The sequence below is a fragment of the Microbacterium sp. ZW CA_36 genome (genome assembly GCF_044987475.1).
GTDB lineage: Bacteria > Actinomycetota > Actinomycetes > Actinomycetales > Microbacteriaceae > Microbacterium.
This window is the reverse complement of the sequence record NZ_JBJDRL010000012.1, coordinates 14,620-35,160: the sequence shown is the minus strand read 5'-3', so window position 1 is coordinate 35,160 and position 20,541 is coordinate 14,620. Positions and strand designations below refer to the sequence as shown.

18 protein-coding genes are annotated in these 20,541 nt (G+C 68.7%); 3 read left to right on the top strand and 15 right to left on the bottom strand.

Annotation, left to right across the window (positions count from 1 at the left end; all coding sequences use genetic code 11):
- The first annotated feature begins 83 nt into the window (after positions 1-83).
- Positions 84-1,352, top strand: a complete 1,269-nt coding sequence (locus tag ACI3KX_RS07745) for an ROK family protein (RefSeq protein ID WP_363355364.1) — start codon at positions 84-86, stop codon at positions 1,350-1,352.
- A 66-nt stretch (positions 1,353-1,418) separates the two neighbouring features.
- The gene (locus tag ACI3KX_RS07740; protein ID WP_363355366.1) at positions 1,419-2,864 is read left to right on the top strand and encodes a hypothetical protein; all 1,446 of its coding nucleotides are present in this window, start codon (positions 1,419-1,421) and stop codon (positions 2,862-2,864) included.
- 65 nt (positions 2,865-2,929) lie between these two features.
- On the opposite strand, the gene ACI3KX_RS07735 is transcribed toward ACI3KX_RS07740, so the two are convergent.
- From ACI3KX_RS07735 to ACI3KX_RS07675, 13 genes are all read right to left on the bottom strand, one after another.
- Complete coding sequence (locus tag ACI3KX_RS07735; protein ID WP_404909269.1) at positions 2,930-3,799, bottom strand: ThuA domain-containing protein; 870 nt, start codon at positions 3,797-3,799, stop codon at positions 2,930-2,932.
- Between the two features lie 83 nt (positions 3,800-3,882).
- Complete coding sequence (locus ACI3KX_RS07730) at positions 3,883-4,890, bottom strand: sugar phosphate isomerase/epimerase family protein (RefSeq protein ID WP_404909267.1); 1,008 nt, start codon at positions 4,888-4,890, stop codon at positions 3,883-3,885.
- A gap of 53 nt (positions 4,891-4,943) precedes the next feature.
- Complete coding sequence (locus ACI3KX_RS07725) at positions 4,944-6,152, bottom strand: Gfo/Idh/MocA family protein (protein ID WP_404909265.1); 1,209 nt, start codon at positions 6,150-6,152, stop codon at positions 4,944-4,946.
- A complete protein-coding gene (locus tag ACI3KX_RS07720; RefSeq protein WP_404909263.1) occupies positions 6,149-6,565 on the bottom strand; it encodes a DUF6379 domain-containing protein in 417 nt (138 codons plus the stop codon). Before ACI3KX_RS07720 ends, ACI3KX_RS07725 begins: the two co-directional genes overlap by 4 nt.
- A 10-nt stretch (positions 6,566-6,575) precedes the next feature.
- Positions 6,576-7,616 carry a sugar phosphate isomerase/epimerase family protein gene (locus tag ACI3KX_RS07715; RefSeq protein WP_404909261.1) on the bottom strand — a complete coding sequence of 347 codons (1,041 nt, stop codon included), beginning with the start codon at positions 7,614-7,616 and terminating at the stop codon, positions 6,576-6,578.
- Positions 7,613-8,719: a sugar phosphate isomerase/epimerase family protein gene (locus tag ACI3KX_RS07710; protein ID WP_404909259.1), complete on the bottom strand. Its 1,107-nt coding sequence runs from the start codon at positions 8,717-8,719 to the stop codon at positions 7,613-7,615. The genes ACI3KX_RS07715 and ACI3KX_RS07710 overlap by 4 nt, the downstream gene beginning before the upstream one ends.
- On the bottom strand, positions 8,716-9,111 hold the full coding sequence (locus ACI3KX_RS07705) for a DUF6379 domain-containing protein (RefSeq protein WP_404909257.1): 396 nt from the start codon (positions 9,109-9,111) through the stop codon (positions 8,716-8,718). Before ACI3KX_RS07705 ends, ACI3KX_RS07710 begins: the two co-directional genes overlap by 4 nt.
- A 63-nt stretch (positions 9,112-9,174) precedes the next feature.
- The gene (locus ACI3KX_RS07700; RefSeq protein ID WP_404909255.1) at positions 9,175-10,743 is read right to left on the bottom strand and encodes a GMC oxidoreductase; all 1,569 of its coding nucleotides are present in this window, start codon (positions 10,741-10,743) and stop codon (positions 9,175-9,177) included.
- Positions 10,740-11,534: a TIM barrel protein gene (locus tag ACI3KX_RS07695; RefSeq protein WP_404909253.1), complete on the bottom strand. Its 795-nt coding sequence runs from the start codon at positions 11,532-11,534 to the stop codon at positions 10,740-10,742. The genes ACI3KX_RS07700 and ACI3KX_RS07695 overlap by 4 nt, the downstream gene beginning before the upstream one ends.
- Positions 11,535-11,617: 83 nt before the next feature.
- Complete coding sequence (locus ACI3KX_RS07690; RefSeq protein WP_363355389.1) at positions 11,618-12,454, bottom strand: carbohydrate ABC transporter permease; 837 nt, start codon at positions 12,452-12,454, stop codon at positions 11,618-11,620.
- Position 12,455: 1 nt separating this feature from the next.
- Positions 12,456-13,415, bottom strand: coding sequence for a carbohydrate ABC transporter permease (locus tag ACI3KX_RS07685; RefSeq protein ID WP_404909251.1), 960 nt, complete (start codon positions 13,413-13,415; stop codon positions 12,456-12,458).
- A gap of 76 nt (positions 13,416-13,491) precedes the next feature.
- Positions 13,492-14,793 carry an extracellular solute-binding protein gene (locus ACI3KX_RS07680; protein ID WP_363355393.1) on the bottom strand — a complete coding sequence of 434 codons (1,302 nt, stop codon included), beginning with the start codon at positions 14,791-14,793 and terminating at the stop codon, positions 13,492-13,494.
- Between the two features lie 181 nt (positions 14,794-14,974).
- Positions 14,975-16,468, bottom strand: a complete 1,494-nt coding sequence (locus tag ACI3KX_RS07675; protein WP_404909248.1) for a GMC oxidoreductase — start codon at positions 16,466-16,468, stop codon at positions 14,975-14,977.
- A gap of 222 nt (positions 16,469-16,690) precedes the next feature.
- Here ACI3KX_RS07675 and ACI3KX_RS07670 point away from each other — a divergent pair, with 222 nt between their 5' ends.
- Positions 16,691-17,629: a LysR family transcriptional regulator gene (locus ACI3KX_RS07670; protein ID WP_404909243.1), complete on the top strand. Its 939-nt coding sequence runs from the start codon at positions 16,691-16,693 to the stop codon at positions 17,627-17,629.
- A 9-nt stretch (positions 17,630-17,638) separates the two neighbouring features.
- Here the strand turns inward: ACI3KX_RS07670 and ACI3KX_RS07665 are convergent, their stop codons facing one another.
- Positions 17,639-19,114, bottom strand: a complete 1,476-nt coding sequence (locus ACI3KX_RS07665) for a DUF6379 domain-containing protein (RefSeq protein ID WP_404909241.1) — start codon at positions 19,112-19,114, stop codon at positions 17,639-17,641.
- Between the two features lie 13 nt (positions 19,115-19,127).
- A complete protein-coding gene (locus ACI3KX_RS07660; protein ID WP_404909239.1) occupies positions 19,128-20,432 on the bottom strand; it encodes a DUF6379 domain-containing protein in 1,305 nt (434 codons plus the stop codon).
- Positions 20,433-20,541: the final 109 nt, after the last annotated feature.

Here is a 20,541-nt window from a genome sequence, read left to right as displayed (position 1 = left end):
AAGCGTACCTAAGTGGCGACATCCCGAACTATAGAGGTGGCTTATATCCGCATTCACTGCATTGAGTTGTGTCAAGATCGACCATGGCCAGCGAATCCACCCTCCGTTTCGGCGCCCAGACCGACGAGGTCACCAGCCTGCTGCGCATCGTCAACATGGTGCGTCGCGGCGAGGCGACGACCCGCCCCGAGATCGGCCGCGTCACCGGCCTCGGTCGCGGCGTGGTCACGCAGCGGGTGGATCAGGCCATCGAGATGGGCTACCTCCAGGACGGTGAGTTCGGGCCGTCCTCGGGGGGACGCGCGCCCCGCACCCTGCGGTTCCGCGCCGAGCGGGGGCGCATCCTGGTGTGCGCACTGGGCGCCCTCCACATCCACATCGGGATCGCCGCGCTCGACGGCGACATCGAGGACCACATCGATCAGGGCTGGGACATCGCCCGCGGACCGGCGGAGACGCTCGACACGGTCATGGCGATGATCGACGAACTGCTGGGCCGCAACCCCGAGGTGCCGGTCTGGGCGGTGACCGTCGGCGTTCCCGGCCCGGTCGACTTCAACAGCGGTCGGCCCGTGGCACCGCCCATCATGCCCGGGTGGAACGGCTTCGACGTGCGGCGGCGATTCGAGCAGCGCTTCGATGCGCCGGTCTGGGTAGACAACGACGTCAACCTGCTCGCCTTCAGCGAGCGCGCACGGCGGGGCGACGACAGGCTGGACCTCATCTACGTCAAGGTGGGCACCGGCATCGGCGCCGGCCTGCTCTCGCAGGGGCACGTCCACCGGGGGGCGAACGGCGCAGCCGGAGACATCGGCCACGTTCGCGTCCGCGAGTCCGAGGAACTGTGCCGATGCGGCAAGGTCGGATGCCTCGAGGCCGTTGCCGGCGGCTGGGCACTGGTCCGCGACGCCGAGGCGGCGATCGCCGAGGGCGCGACCGGCGCCCTCGCACGTGCCGCAGCCGCGGGCGAGCCGGTGAATCCGGAGCGCATATCGATCGCCGCCGAGAACGGGGACGCCCTCGCGATCTCCCTCATCCAGCGGTCGGCCCGAGTGATCGGGGAGTCGGCGGCGACGCTGGTCAACGTGTTCAACCCCAGCTTCATCGTCATCGGCGGCGCGGTGGCATCGGCGGGCGAACTGTTTCTGGCGGAGGTGCGCCAGCGCGTATACGAGCTGTCGCTGCCCCTCGCAACGCGCGATCTGACGATCCTGAACTCGGCCAACGACGTGCGCGAGCCGATGCGCGGTGGCGCGGAGCTCGCCCGCGAACAGCTGTTCGACGTCACCTTCCCGCGCTGGTTCGCGATCGGGCGACCGACGATCGACAGCATTCGCGGTGCGGTGACCTAACTTATTCCCGTATTAGACATAAGAGTGTATGGTCGGCTCGAAAGTCTTATGACGGAAGGGCCGCCGATGACGCTCGCCACCCTGCGCGATGATGCGCTGACCTCGACGACCGATGGGTTCCGCCTGCACCTGTCGCTCCCGTGGATCCGATCGCTGCCGCTGTGGAGCGTGCGCGACCTCGGCGTCACGCTGGACGGCTCGCCCGTGGACGGGCTGACCTGCGCGCTCGGGGATCGTTCGATTCCGCTGTCCGCTCTGGCCACGGAGCAGGGCTGGTGGTTCGTGCAGGATCGGCTCACGCTCGAGGCACCGGCGCCGCTCGCCCCCGGCTCGCATGTGGTCGGGGTATCGTTCTCGCTCGCCGTGCCGTACCTGCAGGCCGGTCCCGACGCGCCCCTCACGCTGCCATTCCGCGTCGAGCGCGCGCTCGAGCTCGATGTCGCGCCCGATCAGCGATCCATCCGGCCCGCCGGCGCGAAGACCACCGACCGCCCGGTGTCTCCGCAGCCCCGCCTCGACCCGGACTGGACGCTCGCGGCGAGCGCATTCAACTGGACACCCGACGTCATCCGCGCCGACCGCCCAGCGACCGACATCACTGTCGGCATCATCGCCGATGGCGTGGCGGACGTGGTCGAGCTCGAGCCCGGTCAGCTGTGGCCATCTTTCCCTGCGACGACGGATGCCGAGGCCGACGTGCTGCGCGAACGCCTCGCCGCCGCCGGCGGCCGGGCGAGCATCGTGGGTGCGAGCCTCGACGACTGGGCGTCGCCGACGCAGCGGCGCTCCGAGACCGGGCGGCTGGACTTCCTGCTGCCGCAGCTGCACGCCGCCCGGCGAGTCGGCGCGGAGGGCGTGCGGCTGCCGGCCGGCCAGGCGGGGCCGGCGCTGCTCGATCGCCTGCTGCCTCACCTGCACGAGCTGGGCCTGACCTTGTACGAAGAGGTCCAGGGTCAGCAGACGCCGTCCTCGCGGCAGCACGCTGCGGTGTACGAAACCGTCGCTGCGCTCGGCGATGCGCGGATACGGCTGCTCGTCGACATCAGCATGCTCATGCCGGCGCTGCCTGTGTCGTACCTCGAACAGCTCTTGGCGGGCGGCATCCCGTCCGATCTCGTCACGCGGCTGCGCGATGACTGGCGCGACCCGGCGACGCACGACGCCGTCGTGGCGCTGCTGCGGTCAGACGGCGTGCCGCCGGGCGTGCACACCCTGTACATGAACCTGCTGGTGAGATTCGGCCGGTCGGATGCCGCGGACCTGCGCGGGATCCTTCCCCTGGTCGGCGCCGTCCACCTGAAATTCTGGGACCTCGATGACACCGACGACCGGGTCTCGCGGCCGATCCGCGAGCTCGCGCGCGCACTCGCGCCGACGGGCTTCTCGGGCACCCTCTGCAGCGAGTGGGGCGGACACGAGTGGCTCGACGACGACCCCGCACAGATGACCTCGGCCCACCTCGCCCTCGCACGATCCGCGCTGGCCCAGGGCGCGGCATCCGTTCTCGCCTGAGGCGCTTTCAACTCTCTCTTCGCCCCCGGGCGGTGACCGGTGCGCGCGACCTCGCCCAGCGCCGGTCACGCCTCGTGGTTGTAGTAGGGCCAGGGCAGGAAGCGACGTTCGCCCCGGCGGTCCGGTCCGTTCAGCGCGACCTCGCCGGTCGCCGCCCACTCGACGCCGCGGGGGAACATGCGGATGAACTCGATGCGCCGGAACGTGTCGATGTCGTGACCGATCGTGATCGTGAAGGATCGGCCCTGGCCGTACTCGTTGATCCACGCGATGGGCTGATCGGTGTTCATGCCGGGCAATGCCGCGACCCCTTCCGGCGGGATGGCCACCGGATAGTGCGACATCGGCCACATCGGCGCGTTCTCGTACGACGCGAGGTCATCGAATGTCGTGACCAGCACTCGCGCGCTCTCGTGGATCTCGACGCCTGTCAGGATGTCGTCGCCCGTCACCGTCCAGTGCGCGCTGATGCCCTCGGTGATCGCGTGGCGCGGCTCGACCGTGTCGAGCAGCGCCTCGCCCCACGGCCGCGGCCGCAGACCGCCGGCCACGGTCAGCCTCGAGCCGCGCATGACGTTGAACTCCTCGGGATAGCCCCAGTCGTCCTCCTGCGCGGCGGAACCGTGGAACCACACGATGCCCCTGCCGTCGTCATGCACGAACTTCAGGAGCGCGGCATCCGTCTCCGCACCGAATCCGACAGCCTTCTCGTGGTACCCGTCCCGCCCCTCGAACACGACGATCACCACGTCGTACTTGTCGATGATCTCGGCGCCCAGCCCGCGCGGGTCCTCGATGACGCGGACGCGGAATCGCCCGCTGTCTTCGAGCAGGGTGGTGAGCCACTGGTTGTGCAGGCGGAAGCTGCGGAACTCGTTGTCGTGCTCGCGTGTCATGTGGCCCGAGAGGATGAGCGCATTCAGGACGTCGGTCATCTGGAATCTCCATCTGCGTGGCGCGCGAAGCGGGCACGCCGGACGACGACCTCGGGGTCCGAGGTCGGGGCGGGGTGGTGGTGCTACTCGGCCTTGGTCGAGAAGGCGGCGTCGAACGCGGCGGCCGGCGGCGTGATGGCGTTGAGCCTGCGGACGAACTCCACGGCCTCGGGCGCGCCCATCATGCGATCCATCCCGGCGTCCTCCCACTCCACGCTCGTCGGGCCGTCGTAGCCGATCGCGTTCAGCGCGCGGAAGAGCGGCTCCCAGGGCACGGCGCCGTGGCCGGTCGAGACGAAAGTCCAGCCGCGACGCGGGTTCGCCCACGCCAGGTGCGACCCGAGCACGCCGTTGCGACCGTCGAGGTTGGTGATCGACTCCTTCACGTGCACGTGGAAGATGTGGTCGGCGAAGTCGAGCACGAACGCGACCGGGTCGAGCTGCTGCCACATGAAGTGCGACGGGTCGAAGTTGATCCCGAAGCTCTTGCGGTGTCCGATGGCGTCGAGTGTGGCCTTGGCCGTCCAGTAGTCGTAGGCGATCTCGGACGGGTGCACCTCGAGCGCGAAGCGCACCCCGACCTCTTCGAAGACATCGAGGATCGGATGGAACCGGTCGGCGAAGTCCTGGTAGCCGGCCGCGATCCACTCGTCCGAAGCCGGCGGGAACATCGCGACGGCTTTCCAGATCGACGACCCGGTGAAGCCGGTCACCGTCTTCACGCCGAGTGCGGCCGCGAGTCGAGCCGTCATCTTCAGCTCCTCGGCGGCGCGCCGCCGCACGCCCTCGGGGTCGCCGTCGCCCCATACGCGGTCATTGAGGATGTCGCGATGCCGCGCGTCGATCGGGTCGTCGCACACGGCTTGCCCGGCCAGGTGGTTCGAGATCGTCCACACCTTCAGGCCGTTGCGCTCGAGGATGTCGAGCTTGCCCTGCACGTACTCCGCGTCATTCCACCGAGACACGTCGAGGTGATCGCCCCAGCAGGCGATCTCGAGGCCGTCGAAGCCCCACTCACCCGCCCGTCGCGCCACCTCCTCGAACGGAAGGTCGGCCCACTGGCCGGTGAAGAGGGTGATCGGTCGTGTCATCTCAAGACTCCTTCGTGTCGAGAAACCCATTCTCGTGCCAGCGGGTGATGAACTCACCCGCCGGGCGTCAGCGCGCCCGCGCCGATGCGGACCCAGGCGGAGCCGTCTGCCGAACTCCGCTCCACCGCCGCGAGCACCCGCTGCACCGAGAGCCCCTCGGCGAAGCCCGGCTGCGGATCATTGTCCTCCGCGATCGCGGTCACCAGATCGACGACCTGATGGGTGAAGCCGTGCTCGTAGCCGAGCATGTGCCCCGCCGGCCACCAGGCGTCGACATAGGGATGGGATGCCTCGGTCACGAGGATCCTCGTGAAGCCCTGCGTCGACTCGGGCGCCGTCCGGTCGTAGAACCAGAGCGTGTTCAGATCTTCGAGGTCGAACCGCAGTGCGCCCTTGTCTCCCGAGACCTCGATCGACAGGTCGTTCTTGCGTCCCGTCGCGAAGCGTGTCGCCTCGAATGACACCAGCGCACCGGTGGAGAGGCGCCCGGTGAAGAGGGCGATGTCGTCGACGGTGACCTCGCCGTACCCTTCCGAGGCGGTGCCGGACCCCTTCGACAGGCTCAAGGACGGGTGGTCGCCTTCCAGCGGCCGCTCCTTGACGATGGTGTCGACGACGCCCGAGACGGCGGTGACCTCCAGCCCCGTCACGAACTGCGTCATGTCGACGATGTGCGCTCCGATGTCGCCCAGAGCACCGGATCCCGCGTGCTCCTTCTGAAGGCGCCACGCCAGCGGCATCTCGGGGTCGACCAGCCAGTCCTGCCGGTACGCGGCGCGCACCTGCGCGATCTTCCCCACGGCGCCCTGCGCGATGAGGTCGCGCAGGAATGTCACGGCGGGCACCCGGCGGTACGTGAAGCCCACCATCGACCGGATGCCGCGCGCCGCGGCGCGGGCGGCGGCATCCGCCATCCGCTCCGCCTCGTCGACGGTGTTGGCGAGGGGCTTCTCGCAGAGCACGTGCTTGCCGGCGTCGAGCGCCGCGATCGCGATCTCGGCGTGTGAGTCGCCGGGGGTCACGATGTCGACGATGTCGATGTCGTCGCGTGCGATGACCTCGCGCCAGTCGGTCGCCGATTCCTGCCAGCCCCACCGGGCCGCGGCATCCGCCACCGCCTGCCCGTTGCGCCCCACGACGACGGCCATCTCCACCGGCTGGGGCAGGGCGAACATGCGCGGCGCCTGCCGCCAGCCCACCGAGTGGGCGGCGCCCATGAAGCCGTAGCCGATCATGGCGACCCGCAGCGGCCGCGCGGTCATGCCAGCACCACCTCGCGCTCCACCGGGACGCGGTTGGTGACGTACCGGCCCGGACCGCCATCGGCACCCGGCATGATCTGCATGTAGAGCAGGCGCATCGTGAGGACGATCTCGACAGTGAGCTTCTCGCCGGCGGCGGGAGCGTGCGCGAGCGGGATGACCACGTCGGGGCGGTCGGCGACGAACCAGAGCGTCTCGGACTGCTCGGGCAGCTCGTCGACGCGATAGCTGCGACCCTCCAGCACGAACCGCAGCTCGTCGCGCGGGATCTCGACACCGTTGACGGATGCCGCGACATCGTCGACCGCCGACAGCCACAGGCTCCGGTACCAGGGCAGCTGCACCGACACAGCGATGCCGTCATCGGTGCGACGGACGTCGTTCTCGGAGAACAGCGAATTGTGGGTTGCCATGTTCCTTCTCCTACGCCGTCGCGCCTGCGCGCGCCGCCACGGTCTCTTCGATCGCACGCCGCATGAGCGCGTGCTGCTTCTTCACCAGGTCGATCGGGTCGGACTCGCCGAGGTCGGAGAAGGCGTGCCCCTCCCACTCGCTGGAGAGATAGCCCTGGTATCCCCCCTCGACGAACTGCCGCACGATGCGCGGGATGTCCATCGCCGGCTCCTCGCCGTCGGCGCCGATGTCGTAGAACTTCGCGTGCACGTGGAAGATCTGCGGCATGATGTCGAGCCACTCCTCCGGCGGTACGAGTCCGTGCATGTTGAAGGCGAGGCGCGTGAACGGACCGAAGCGCAGCGGGTCGACGCCCTCGCCGGTCAGGTAGTCCTCGAACTTCTGGTTACGTACGTGCATGGGCGTGGGCTCATGCCAGATCTCGTCCATGACGGCGAAGTGCTTCTCGTCCATGCCCATCTGGCTGAGCGTGCGCAGCAGCGTCGGCGAGAGGGAGTGCATGGTCGAGCTGAAGTCCGCGGTGAACCCGAGCCGGTCGGACTGGAGCTCGTCGTACATCTCCCGCATCTGCAGCACCTGCGGGTCGTTCGGCCCGGAGGGTGCGTGGATCTCGTAGCCGAGCTTCTGGTCGTACTTCTCGGCGAGCGGCAGGAGGCTCCGCAGCAGCTCTTTGCCGTGCGAGCGGATGACGACTCTCTTGAACCCGAGGGTGTGGGCCGTCTTCAGCTGGCGGGCGAGGAACTCGTGTTCCTCGTCGGGCGTCATGTCGCGGTCCTTGCGTCGCCCCATGTCGAGGTTCGTGCCGATCGCGCTGGGCTCGAGGCCGTACTTCTCGATGCTGTCGAACCACAGCCGGACGAACGCGTCGTCGACGTCGGGGTACGTGCGCAGCAGCTGGGCGATGTTGAACTCGACGCCCGGGCCGATGCCCTGCTCAGCGACCGCAGCGATCAGCCTCTCGGGCGTATAGAGCCCGGCCGCGAACTCGCTGGTCATCGAATAGAGGGTGGTTCCGAGCTTGATGCCGGTGCCGGCGATTCCGGTGGTCATGCGTGTGCTCCTGTCGTGCGCGGCAGCCATGCGGCGAGCTGCGACTGTGCCTCCGAGGCATCCGTCACCATGCGCGAGCCGGCCGCCTCAGCGGCCGAGCGCTGCACCGCCTGCTCGCCGGAGATGATGTCGAACGGGCTCTGCCAGCTGTTCCAGTGCCAGCCCTCGTATTCGCTCGAGATCGCTCCTGAATAGCCGTTCTCGACCAGCAGCCGGACGAGGTCGCGCACGGGCACCGAGGGCTCCTCGCCGTGCTCGTCGATGCCGAAGAACTTGCCGTGCACATGCTTGATCCACGGCATGATCTCGAGCCAGTCGTCGACGCGCGCCGGGCCGAACAGTCCCGTGCCGTTGATGCCGAAGTCGATCCCGAGGTCGGGACGTCCGTTCTGCGCCGCGAGGCCGATGAACCGGCCGAAGCGCCGACCGTGGTCTGCCTGGTCGACCGGCGGACCCTGCTCGTAGAACTCGTTCCAGAGGTCGGTGACCTGGGCGAGCAGCTCGTCCGACGCGCCACGGCGACGGTAGGCCTCGAGGAGCGAGGGGGCGAAGCCCGTCACCGTCGCTCCCCAGTCCATCGTGAAGCCGAGGAAGGGCGATCCGACCTTCTCGTAGCGGTCGCGGAGTGCCAGGATGCGCGGATGCGACGCGTACTGGTCGGCGTGCACCTCGAGCGCGAGCGTCACGCCGTACTCCTCGGCGATCGGCGCGAGCGCCTCCATCGAGTCGGGCGTGATCGAGATCTGCACCCGCGCGATGGGGAAGCCGAGCTTCGCCGCCGCCGCGATCTGCCGGCGCATGTACTCGAGGAGCTCGTCCTGGCTGAGCAGGCGATCGCGATGGATGCCGATATCGGCGTTGACCGCCAGCGACGTGGTGACGAGCCCGGTCTCGGCGACCAGCTCGCGGAACCAGCCCGCGAACGCGTCGTCGATGTCGGGGAACCCCCGGAAGCTGGAGAAGCCGATGATCTCGAGCCCGGGACCGTAGCCGTCTGCCGCGACCTTGCGGATGAGACCCTCGAGGTCGTACTCGCGGCCGTGGAAGGCGCGCGTGAAGCTGTAGAGCGTGACGCCCTGGATGGGCGTGCCGAGGCCGGTCATGCCGCCACCGCCTTCATGGTCTTCTTGTCGTGCTCTTCGATGTGCAGCACCTCGGAATCGGAGATCACGATGTACGGGATGTAGAGGGTGAGGTCGACCTCGACCTCGTGCTCGGCATCCGGAGCCGCCGCGACGTCACCCGAGAGGACGGCGGAGTCCAGCGGGAACCACCACTCCTCGGTGTTCGTCGCCAGCTCGGCGAAGGTGAACTCCCGACCGTTCATGGTCCACCGCAGGGACTCGGGGTCGGCTGCAACGCCGTCGATCTTCAGCGCGGCGCCCGCGATGCACGACCCGGGAAGGGCTCGGTACCAGGGGATGCGCACCTCGACCGCGGTGTGTGCACCGTCGCTGGTCAGCGTGCCCTGCTCGATGATGCGGTCCGGTATCACCGGAACCTCCTCGTCCTCGTGGGCGGGCGATCCCGCCGACACCTTTGTCTTGATTCCTGCAGTCTAATGCTGTTTTTCGACATAAGCAAGATCGCCGACAGTTCTCGGTGCAGTTCCGGCCAGCTCGGCAGCGATGCGACGGGCGCCCCGCACCGCGAGCGCCACGCTGGTGAGGGTCGGGTTGCACGCGGTCGCCGTCGGGATCACTCCGTTGCCGGCGACGAACACGCCGTACGCGCCCCACACCTGACTGTCGACATCGCAGACGCTCTCGCCGTCGTCGCGCTGCCCCATGCGGGTCGTGCCCTGGTAGTGCAGCGAGGCACCCAGCGGCATGGTGAACGGCCGCGGGTCCAGTGGGTCTCCGACGGCCACGCCGAGCCGCACGATCTCCTGCTGCGCGCGGGCCAGCACGGCTCGGTCCGCGTCGGTGAGGCGGTAGTGGATGCCGATCGCCGGCAGTCCGTAGGCATCCCGTCGTGCGTCGTCGAACTCGACGCGGTCGTCGCGCTGCAGGTCTTTGGCGCAGAACAGGCCGAGGCCGACGATCGAGCCCGGCTGAACCGGGTCGTCCTCGGCGAGGGGCACCGGCGACGCGTCGAGCTGCATGACCTGCCCGTGGAACGGGACGTCGTCGGTGAAAGGGACCCAGCTGACGCCGCTGTACTCCGCGAGAGTCCCATCGGCCGGCACCTCGGCGTCGAGCGGCGGCACATCGCGAAGCCTCACCGCGAAGACGATCTGCGCCTGGTCGTTCAGGTAACGGCCCAATGCGGCGGGGCGGATGCCGGACGCCCAGAGCAGCTGCGGGGTCCGCAGTGCGTCGCCGGCGACCACCACGAACGACGCCGCCACGGTGTGGGTGGCACCGCTGCGCATGTCGCGCACCTCGACGCCGACCGCCCGCGCGCCGTCGAGGAGGACACGGGTGACGAGGGACTCGTCGGAGAGGGTGAAGTTCGCGTTCGCGCGGGTGACGTCGCCGAGCACCACGTCCGACCCCGACCAGACGAGCCGGCCGTCCTCACGACGGTGCACCGCCAGCGGCATGCGCTGCACGCGGGTGGCGTCGACGCGCCCGGCGTCGACGGCCTTCGCCAGCCGCTCGCGCACCAGATCACCGAACGGCGAGCCGTCGAACGCATCGGTCGTCACCCCGAGCAGCCGCTCGGCGTCGGTGAGCAGCTCGTCGAGGTCGGGAAGGAACGGGATGCGCTCGGCGCCGCCCGGGCGCGGGCACGCCGCCGTCCAGTGCGCGGCCATCCCGCCGACGTTGCTCGACATCGCCGCGACGGGGAGCCCGTCCTCGCCCGGGTAGTGGTACCTGTCCTCGAGGAGGAACGTGCCCGCGCGCGCGAGGCGTTGACCGCTCTTGACGGCTCCCGGGTTGCTGACGGTCTCGGCCGACGCCGCGGGCCCCTGGGAGGCGAGCTGCGCGGCGCTGCGACGGGCCGGATCCTCGATGTTCTTGACGTGAGCGCCGGGAGGATCCGACACCGTCGGACCGACCTCGAACATAACGATGACCGCATCCGGCGCCTGCTCGCTGAGGATGCGTGCGTACGCTGCCCCGGTCGGGCCGCTGCCGACGATGACGACGTCGACGGCATCGGGGTAGCGCCGCTCGTTCATGCGGCGGCCGCCAGTTCGACGATCCGCTTCACCGACTCGGCGGACGGCGTCTGCGGGTAGTACTCGAGGCCGATGGGCCCGTCGTAGCCGGACGCACGCAGGTCGCCCAGTCGCGCCTTCCAGTCGATCGCGCCGGTGCCGGGCTCGCCGCGCCCCGGCGCGTCTGCGAGCTGCACATACCGGATCAGGTCACCCGCGTTCGCGAGCTCGGCGGCGACATCTTCGCCCTCGACGGTGGAGTGGTAGAGGTCGTAGAGCACGCCGAACCACGGCGAGTCCACGCCTCGGGCGACGTAGACCGCCTCGCTGGTGCGATCCAGGAGGGACCCGGGGTGGTCGACGCGCACGTTGACCGGCTCGAGCACGAGCGCGATGCCGGATCCCTCGATCTGGGCGATGGCCTTCTGATAGATCTCGACGAGCTTGTCGAGCTGCACCTGGCGCTTCCAGCCGCCGAATCCGGTGCCGCTTCCCACCACCATCCGGGGCGTGCCGAGGAAGTGGGCGATCTCGACGCCCTCGTCGAGCTTGCGATAGAACTCCGAGTGATCCCACGGCGGGATCATGAACTGCGTCCGCGGCTCGGCCAGCTGCGCCGTCAGCTGCGTCCCCGTCTCTTCCAGCGCCGCCTTCAGCGCGGGAAGGTCCTTGGGCGTCGCGGGCGCGTCGACGCCGGTCGGACCCCACATCTCGACGGCGTCGAAGCCGGCCGCGGCGGCGGCGCGGACGCGGTCGTGGTAGTCACCGGCCTCGGTGAAGAGCAGTTCGATGTTCGGGGCGAGCTGGTACATGGGGTGCTCCTTTGAGTCGAAAGAAGGTGGGGTCGAGAAGGATGCCGCGGCGGCGGCATCCGTCGTCGGAAGGTTCTGCGGGATCAGCCCTTGAGCCCGCCCGCGAAGCCCTGGATGAAGCGCTTCTGTGCGAACAGGTAGAAGGCGAGGATCGGGATCATCGAGACGATGACGATGGCGAAGATCTTGTTCCACGACGACACCAGCGAGCCGATGTAGTAGTACATGGCGACCGGGAGCGTCTGGTTGTCGGAGCCGCCGAGGAAGATCAGCGAGGTGAAGAAGTCGTTCCACACGATCAGCCCGGCGAGGATCGCCACTGTGCCGGTCGCCGGTGACATCAGGGGGAGCACGATCCGGAAGAAGATCTGCGTGCGCGAGGCGCCGTCGATGGTCGCCGCCTCTTCATACTCGGTGCCGAGGCCGCGGAAGAACCCGGCGTAGAGGAAGATCGACAGCGGCAGCAGCATCCCGGTGAACAGGAAGATCATCCCCCAGACCGAACCCGTCAGACCGGCCGCCCGCGCGCCGATGTAGAGAGGTACGGTGCCCAGCTGCGTCGGCAGCACGATGGCGATGAGGAACAGGTAGAACACCGCGCGACTCCAGCGACGCGTGCTGCGTGCGATGACGTAGCCGGTGAGGGCGCCCAGCAGCACCAGTCCGAGGATGCTGCCCGCCGTGATGATGACGCTGTTGAGAAGGCCGAGCAGCACGTTCGAGTTCCCCTGCGCTGTCAGCACCTCGGCGAAGTTGCTGAGGTCCAGGCTCGACGGCGGCGCGAGGTTGGACGTGGTCAGCACCTCTTCGTCGGACTTCAGCGCCGTCGTGAGCAGGAAGTAGAAAGGCGCCAGGAACACGAGGGCGATCACCCAGAAGACGACCTCGCGCAGCGCGGTGAGCTTGGTGTAGCGGAACATGTCAGGCCTCCTCGGGGCGACCGGTGCTCACACGCTGCTGGATGACGGCGAACACCAGGATGATGAGCGTGAGCACGAGCGCGAGCGCCGCGCCGTAGCCGAAGTTGCCGAGCGCGAAGGACTCCTTGTAGACCTGCGTCGCCAGTGTCTCGGTCACGCCGGCCGGGCCGCCTCCGGTGAGCGCCATGATCTGGTCGAAGACCCGCAGGCCGTTGACGAGGCCGAGCGTCGTCGCGATGGCGACGGCTGGCCGGATCGCGGGCAGCGTCACGTTCCAGAAGCGCTGCCAGAGCGACGCCCCGTCGATCGCCGCCGCCTCCTCGATCTCGATGGGAACCGCGGCCAGGCCCGCCATGTAGATCACCATCGCAAAGCCGGTGTTCTGCCACACGATCACGATGAGCACTGTCCAGATCGCCCAGGTCGGATCGGCGACCCAGGCCTTGGCGAACTCGCCGAGACCCATCGCTCGCAGGACGCCGTTGATCGGCCCGTTGTAGTCGAAGATGAACTTCCACACGTACGAGACGGCCAGCGGGCTGAGCACCACCGGCATGAAGAACAGGACGCGCAGCGCGTACCTCGTCTTGAGCCCGCGGTTGAGGCCGAGTGCCAGCGCGAGGCCGGCGACGTTGCTCAGGATCACCGACGCGAAGGCGAGGAACAGCGTGTTGGTGACCGCGCCGATCTGGGTCGGGTCGTTGAAGATCGCCACGAAGTTGTCGAGGCCGATCCAGCTGAAGTCCCCGATCCCGGACCAGTCGGTGAATGCGAAGAACCCGCCGATCGTCGTCGCGACGTAGTGGATCGCGAGGACGAGGAGGATGCCCGGAAGCGCCCACCACCAGTAGCCGAACTTCAGGAGGCCCGGGCGGCGTGGAGAAGTGTCGCGCCGGCGGCCCCGGCGATCGCGCTTGGGAACGATCAGCGCTTCAGTCTCGGAGTTCAGTGTCGCGGTCATGATCCCTCGTGTTCGTACGGCGTCGTGCGGAACGCGCGGCCGCCCGGGGATGTGCTCCCGGGCGGCCGCGTCCGGATCACTCGCCCCAGGCGGCGTCCATGTTCTGCAGCACCTGCTCGACGGTGCTCTGACCCGTCAGCAGACCCTGCACCCCCACCTGCAGCGCCTCGTACACCGCGGGGTTCGGCCAGATGTTGTTCGGCAGCGGCGCGTACGACCCGTCGGCGAGGAGGTCGACCACCGGCGAGTAGATCGTGTCGCTGAGGTCGAGATCCTGGTAGGACGAGATCGGCAGCAGACCGGATGCCTCGTAGTAGATCTCCTGCGCCTCGGACGTCGCCAGCCACTCGACGAACTCCGCGGCGGCATCCTTGTTCTCGGAAGCGGCGTTGATCGAGATCGTGTAGTTCGAGCTCGCGATGATGTACGGGTCGCCGCCATCGGCTGCCGGGAAGGGCTGCACCTTGAAGTCGGCCTCCGGCGGCGCGGCCGTCGCGATCTCCACCGCGGAGCCCGACGGGATGAAGCTGCCGACCGAGGTGCCCTGCGAGAGTCCGTTGGTGATGGCGTCGAAGCCGCCGCCCTCGGCGCCGGGCTGGAAGCACCCGCCCTCGTTCAGGTCGATGACGGTCTGCAGGGTGTCGGCCCAGCCCTCGCTCTCGGCGAAGGTCGTGTCGCCCGCGGCGCGCTGCTCGTTCCAGTCGGGTTCCTCGGCATAGACGCGTGTGGCGGCGATTCCCTGCGCGGTCAGACCGGCGTTCGGGCCGGCGGCGCCGGCGACCGCCAGCAGCGACTTGCCGTCGGCCGAGAGCGCGGAGCAGGCGTCGTAGAGGTCGGACTCCGTCGCCGGCCACTCGTCGAGCCCGTTCATCGCGGCCGTGCCCATGCTCGCCACGACCCCCGCGATCGTGAAGTCCATCGGCTGGCCGTAGACATCGCCGTCGATCTCGAAGATCGATTCGCTGCCGGCCGGAACGAGCCCGGCCGCGGTGTCGCCCAGAGGCTCGAGGAACCCCGCCTCGGCGAGGGGGATGATCCCACGGGCGTCGCCGGAGCCTGGCGTCGTCTGAACGACGTCGGCGGCGTTGCCGGCCTGGAACTGCGTGCGGATGGTCTCGCCGTATTTGTCGTTGGGGGTCGGGTTGGTCGTGATGGTGACGTCCGGGTTGGCGTCCATGTACGCATTGGCGAGGGTCTCGTACGGGCTCTCGAGGTTGTTCGAGGTGGCGAACGTGAACGAGAACTCGGCCTCCCCCGACTCGCCGGCGTCGCCGGAATCACCGCCGGAACCGGAGCAGCCGGCGAGGAGCAGCGCTCCGGCGACCGGAATCGCGATGATCGCTCCTCGGCGCAGAGCGGAGTGACGGTGCTGTGTCATGTCCAGCCTTTCTGACTTCGTTGTCGGCGACTCGTTCGTCGAGGCACCCTGCTGTGTCTTCAGTATGACCGCGATGTGCCTGATTTGCACATAAGTCGTTTCGATACCGGACATAAGCGGTGCGACGGCCGCGAAACGGGGCCGGAACGCTTCCGCGTATCGGCCCGTTTTCACCTGCTGATCAGGCGTTCAACTGTTGAGCGAGCGTCGGCGCGGCACGCACGGCAAGTGCGACACTCGTCAGGGTCGGATTGGTCACGGTCGCCGTCGGGATGAGTCCGTTGCCGCCGAGGAACAGGTTCTCGAATCCCCAGACGCGGGAGCGATCGTCGACGACCGATGCCTCTCCCTCGTCGTCACCCATCCGCACGGTGCCCTTGTAGTGCAGCGACGTGCCGGCGGGCATGAGCCGTGGCTCACCGCCGGGGACGAACGCTCCGATGCTCGCAGCGACTGCCCGCAGATCGGTCATCGCCGCCTCGACCTCGGCCAGCTCGCGCTCGGTGACCTCGTACTCGATCGACAGCTGCGGCATCCCCCAGACGTCGAGCGCCGTATCGGAGAACACCACGCGATCCTCGGCGCGCGGGAACTTGCGGACGCCGTTGCCCATCGCGACGTAGCGCGCCGCCCCCACACTCACCGCGGCCTCGTCGACGGGGAAGGGGGCATCCGCCATGTGCATCACCTGGGTGCGGTAGGGGTGCACCCCCGCCGTGTACGGGATGCCGAAGGTCGAGGCGGTCGGATCCTTCACGAGCTCCTTCACCGGCGTATCGATGCCGGCGCGCACGACGACCTCGTCGCTCAGCGCGACGACGCTGTAGACCAGCACATGCTCCGTCAGGTAGCGCCCGAGGGCGGGCGGACGGATGCCGGATGCCCAGAGCAGCTGCGGGGTCTGGAGCGCGTTGGCCGCTACCACGACGGCCTTGGCCAGAATGGTGTCCACCTCCCCGGTCTGCACGTGCTCCACCTCGGCGCCCGTGACGCGGCCGCCGTCGAGGATCAACCGGCGGGCGATCGTCTCTGCGCGCAGCACGACGGGCGTGTCGCCGAGGATGGTGTCGGCGCCGCCCCAGCGGATGGACCCGTCCGGCTGTGGGAGCGCCGACATCGGGAGGCCGTCGGGCCGGCGGCCCTCGGGCAGCGTGTCGCCGAAGTGCTCGCGCAGCAGGGTCTTGATCGCCGAGCCGTACGGATTCTCGGGGAGTGTCGTCACCTGCATGAGTCGTTCCGCCTCGTCGAGCGCCGCGTCGAGCTCGGCGGGCGGGATGAAGTCGATGCGCTCGTCGTCGTTGGGCCGTGGGGTGGCGCAGGTCCAGTGCACCCCCATCCCGCCCACGCAGCTCGACAGCGCCGCCGCCGGCATGCCGGGCTGATGACCCGGCGAGGCGAGGTAGGTGCCGCCTGGGGAGATGACAGTGCCCTCGACCTGCAGCCCGCGCGCCGAGTCGCCGCTGGGAGCACCCTGGGGTCCCTGCGAACGCTCACGTGCGGCATCCCGTTCGTCGGCGGGCAGGTTGCGCACGTTCGTGCCGGGAGGATCGGAGACCTGCGGGCCGAGCTCGATCATCGTGATGGCCGTGCCCGGCCGCTGCTCCCAGATCAGGCGCGCGAACGCCGACCCGACCGGGCCGCTCCCGATGATGAGGAGATCCGTGGACGTGGACATGGATGACCGCCTTCGCTCAGTCTGCTGTCTCCATCATTCCAGACCTTATGTCTTAAAGCCTCATTAGATTGACTGATTCGAGCAATTGCGGATGATGATGCGCCCGTCGTCAGGCACTGCGGCGGCGCCTCTTCCATCGATGACACCTATGCGACCTCGCGCGGGCATTGACTGCCTGGATACAATCGCAGCACCGAACCTCACCCGAAGGATCACATCGCCGTGACCGACCACGCGCTGCTTTCGCGGCTCGATCTGAATCTGCTCGTCTCGCTCGACGCGCTCCTCACCGAGCGCAGCGTCACGCGAGCGGCAGAGCGGCTGCACCTGAGCCAGCCGGCCCTGTCGGCGTCGCTCGCGCGACTGCGCACCCACTTCAACGATCCGATCCTGGCCCGCCGTGGCAACACATACGAGCTGACGCCGTTCGCACTGCGGCTGGCCGAGCACACGACCACCGCCCTGGATGCCGCCCGCCGCGTGTTCGAGAGCCAGGCGACGTGGGAGCCCTCCGAGTCGGCGCGCGAGTTCCTCATCTACGGCTCCGACTACGGTTTCACCACGATCGGCCGCGTGGTGTCCGAGCTCGCAGCCGACCGCGCCCCCGGCGTGCGGTTCCGGTTCGCCCTGCACACTCCGCTCATCGTCGAGGACGCCTCCAACCGCCTGCGTGCGGCCGACGCCATGGTGATCCCGCACGGCTTCCTCACCGAGCTGCCCTTCGCGGATCTGTGGCACGACCGGTGGGTGGGGATCGTCGCGGAAGACAATGCGGCCGTCGGGGACGCGCTGACCATGGAGAACATCTCCACCCTGCCGTGGGCGATGCACTACCAGTCGCGCACGGCGTTCACCTCGGCCGAGCGGCAGGTACAGCAGCTCGGCGTGGAACCGCGCGTGGAGGTCGTCGTGGAGAGCTTCATGTCGCTGCCGCTGTTCGTCGCCGGCACCAGCCGCATCGGCCTCGTGCAGGCCGCGCTCGCGCCGATCGTGCAGCGGGCCGGCGGCCTGCGCATCGTCGGGCTCCCCTTCGACGCGACGCCCCTGACGAACGCGCTGTGGTGGCACCCCGTGCACGGCCGCGACCCGGAGCACGCCTGGATGCGCGCCCTCTTCGTCGAGGCCGGTCGCATCGTCGAGGCCGACGCGCACCTCGCCTGATCCGAGTGCTCAGGCGGTCTGCGGCGAGCGCATCGCCGAGCGGATCAGGTCGTGCTGCCCGCGCACCAGCAGCAGCGGGTCGACCTCTCCGAGCTCGGCGAAAGCGTGACCTTCCCACTCGCTCGACCAGTAGCCGCGGTAGCCGTTCTCGACGAACACGCGCACGTGCTCGGGGTAGTCGATCGCGGGCTCCTGGCCGTCGTCGTCGATGTCGTAGAACTTCGCGTGCACGTGCCGGATCTGCGGCATGATGTCGGCCCACTCGTGGGGGTCGACGTGACCGTGCATGTTGAAGGCGAGGTGCGCGAACGATCCGAGGCGGCCGGGGTCGAAGTCGCGGGACTTCAGGTATTCGATGAACTCCTGCTGTCGCTCCTGCATCGTCGCATCGGTCGTCCAGATGCGCTGCAGCTCGACGAGCGCGTCGTCGTCGAGACCGGCGCGCTGCACAGCGCGCAGCAGCGTCGGCGACATCGCGTGCATCGTCGACGAGAAGTCGGCGACGAAGCCGAGGAGCGGCGAGTCGAGCTCCGCATACGTCTCGCGCACTCGCAGGATCGGCTCGGCGTTCGGCCCCATCGGCGCGTGGATCTCGTACGCGAGCGTCAGCTCGAGCTTCTCGGCCACGGGGAGCAGTCGCCGCAGCAGCTCGGGCTTCGCGGACTGGATGCGCACCAGCGGGAAGCCGAGCTTCCTCGCGCCCCGGAACATCAGCTCGCTGAACTCGAACTCCTCGTCGGGCGTCATGTCGCGGTCGCGTCGACGACCCATGTCGAGGTTCGCGCCGAACGAGCTCGGCGCGAACCCGTGCCGGTCGAACGCCGCACGCCACGTACGCACGAACTCGTCCGACACGACCGGATAGGTCGGCACCATCTGCGACGCGACGATCTCGATGCCGGGACCGATCCCGAGTTCCGCCACACGATCCAGCAGTCCGTCGAAGTCGTACCAGCCGGCGCGGAACTCGGCACTGGCGGAGTACAGCGTAAGGCCCAGCTGGAACGGGTCGGCGTCGGTGGCGGGCGGTGGCGGGACTGCTCCCGAGACGAGGGCCGGAACGGATGCCGCACCCTCCGTGGCCGTCAATGCGAGCTCCTGGTGCACGATGTTGGGCACGTACAGTCCGGGCCCGCCATCCTGCCCGGGCGCGATCTGCATGTACGGCAGGCGGAGCTCGGCGTGCACGACGACGTCGTGCGTCTCGCCGACCGCGATCGGCACATCGCGGCGCACGATCAGGAGCGGGTGCTCCTGCAGGAACCACAGCACGTCGGCCTGCTGCGGCAGATCGGCGATCGCGTAGCGCGTGCCGCGGAGTTCGAAGGCCAGGTCGGCCTCGGGCAGGTCGACGCCGTCGATCGCGACGCGGATCGTCGAGACCGATGAGAGCCAGAGGCTCCTGTACCAGGGCAGAGTGAGCGCCAGCGCGAACCCGTCAGGGTGGACGCGCAGGGAGTCCTCGGAGATCATTCCGTTCGGCATCCGTCTCTCCTTCTCAGTCCAGATCCGACGCGATCTCGCGCATGATCGAGTGCTGCCGACGCACCTGCTCGAGCGAGCGCCACGGCTCGCGCTCGCCCTCGTACTCACTCGACAGGTAGCCGGTGTAGCCGGCATCCTTCAGCCCCTGCAGCACCGGGCGCCACGGGATCTGCTGGTCGACCCGGTTCTCGTCGATGTCATGGAACTTGGCCTGCACGAACACGATGTACTCGCCGATCGCCTTCAGGTCCGCGGGATCGACGCCGATGCCGTCGAGGAATGCCGGGCGCGTCTCGCGCGTCTCGCCTGGGCGCAGCGGGATGGGTCGGTCTTGGAAGATGCCGGTGTCGATGAGCAGGCCGAAGTGCTTCGTGCCTGTGCGCTGGATGAGGTCGATATAGTCGTCGACGACCGGGTGCTTGATCGGCGTGGGCGAGTGGATCTCGGGGGCGATGACGACATCGAGTTCGGCGGCGAGGTCGAGGCTGCGCTCGACCGATTCGGCCCAGATCGGGTGCGGCACGAGATCGCTCGAGACGACGCCGATCTTCGGGCGCACGAACCGGAACCCGAGCCGATGGGCGAGACGGATGTCGCGCTGCAGCGCCGCAGCACCCTCCGAGGCCGTCATGTCCCGGGCGTTCCGCCCGCTCGAGTGCAGGCGCGTGTCTATCCACGAGCCCAGGTTCGTCGGTTCGAGCCCGTACGCCTCGAGAAGCCGGAACCACTCGTCGATCCACGCGGCCGACGGATCCGGGTAGCCCGCGACGTGCCCCTCGCCGAGGATCTCGATGCCCGTCGCACCGAGGTCGGCGATCGCCGCCATCGAGGTCTCGAGGTCGAGCACCGTGCTGAAGTCGCCGGTGTAGCTGTAGAGGCTCACGCCGTACCGGAACGGTCCGCCGTCGTTCTCGGAGGTCAGCGTCACGTGACGTGTGGCGCTCGTGCGACTCGGCTGGTGCTCGATCGGGATGTACGAGGCCCGGAGGAGGATCTCCACCGACACTTCGTGCGTGCCGTCAGGCAGTCCGCCCGGGTACGGCACCGTCACGACGGCAGCCTCTTCGAGCGGCCAGCGCACCCCGTCGGAGTCCCAGAGCTGCGCGAGCGTGTAGGTCCTGCCGCCGAGGGTCCACAGCGGCGCGTCGTGCCGGACATCGACGAGATCGCCCACGCGCACCGCGATCCCGTCGATGAGCGACGCATACAGTCCGCGGTAGTTCGGAATGCGCACGCGCAGCTGGAACCCGGTGATCTCGCCGCCCTCTCGCACGTTGCGAAAGCCCGTGGACTGGATCAGGTCGCGCTCGAGAAGCATCGACGCTCGCTCTCTGTTCTGTGCGCCGGCGGTGGCGCACGTGGTTGCGGTTCGACCAGCGTATCGAGGTTCCGATGTTTTATGGCATAAGTATGTCTGATACGCACAT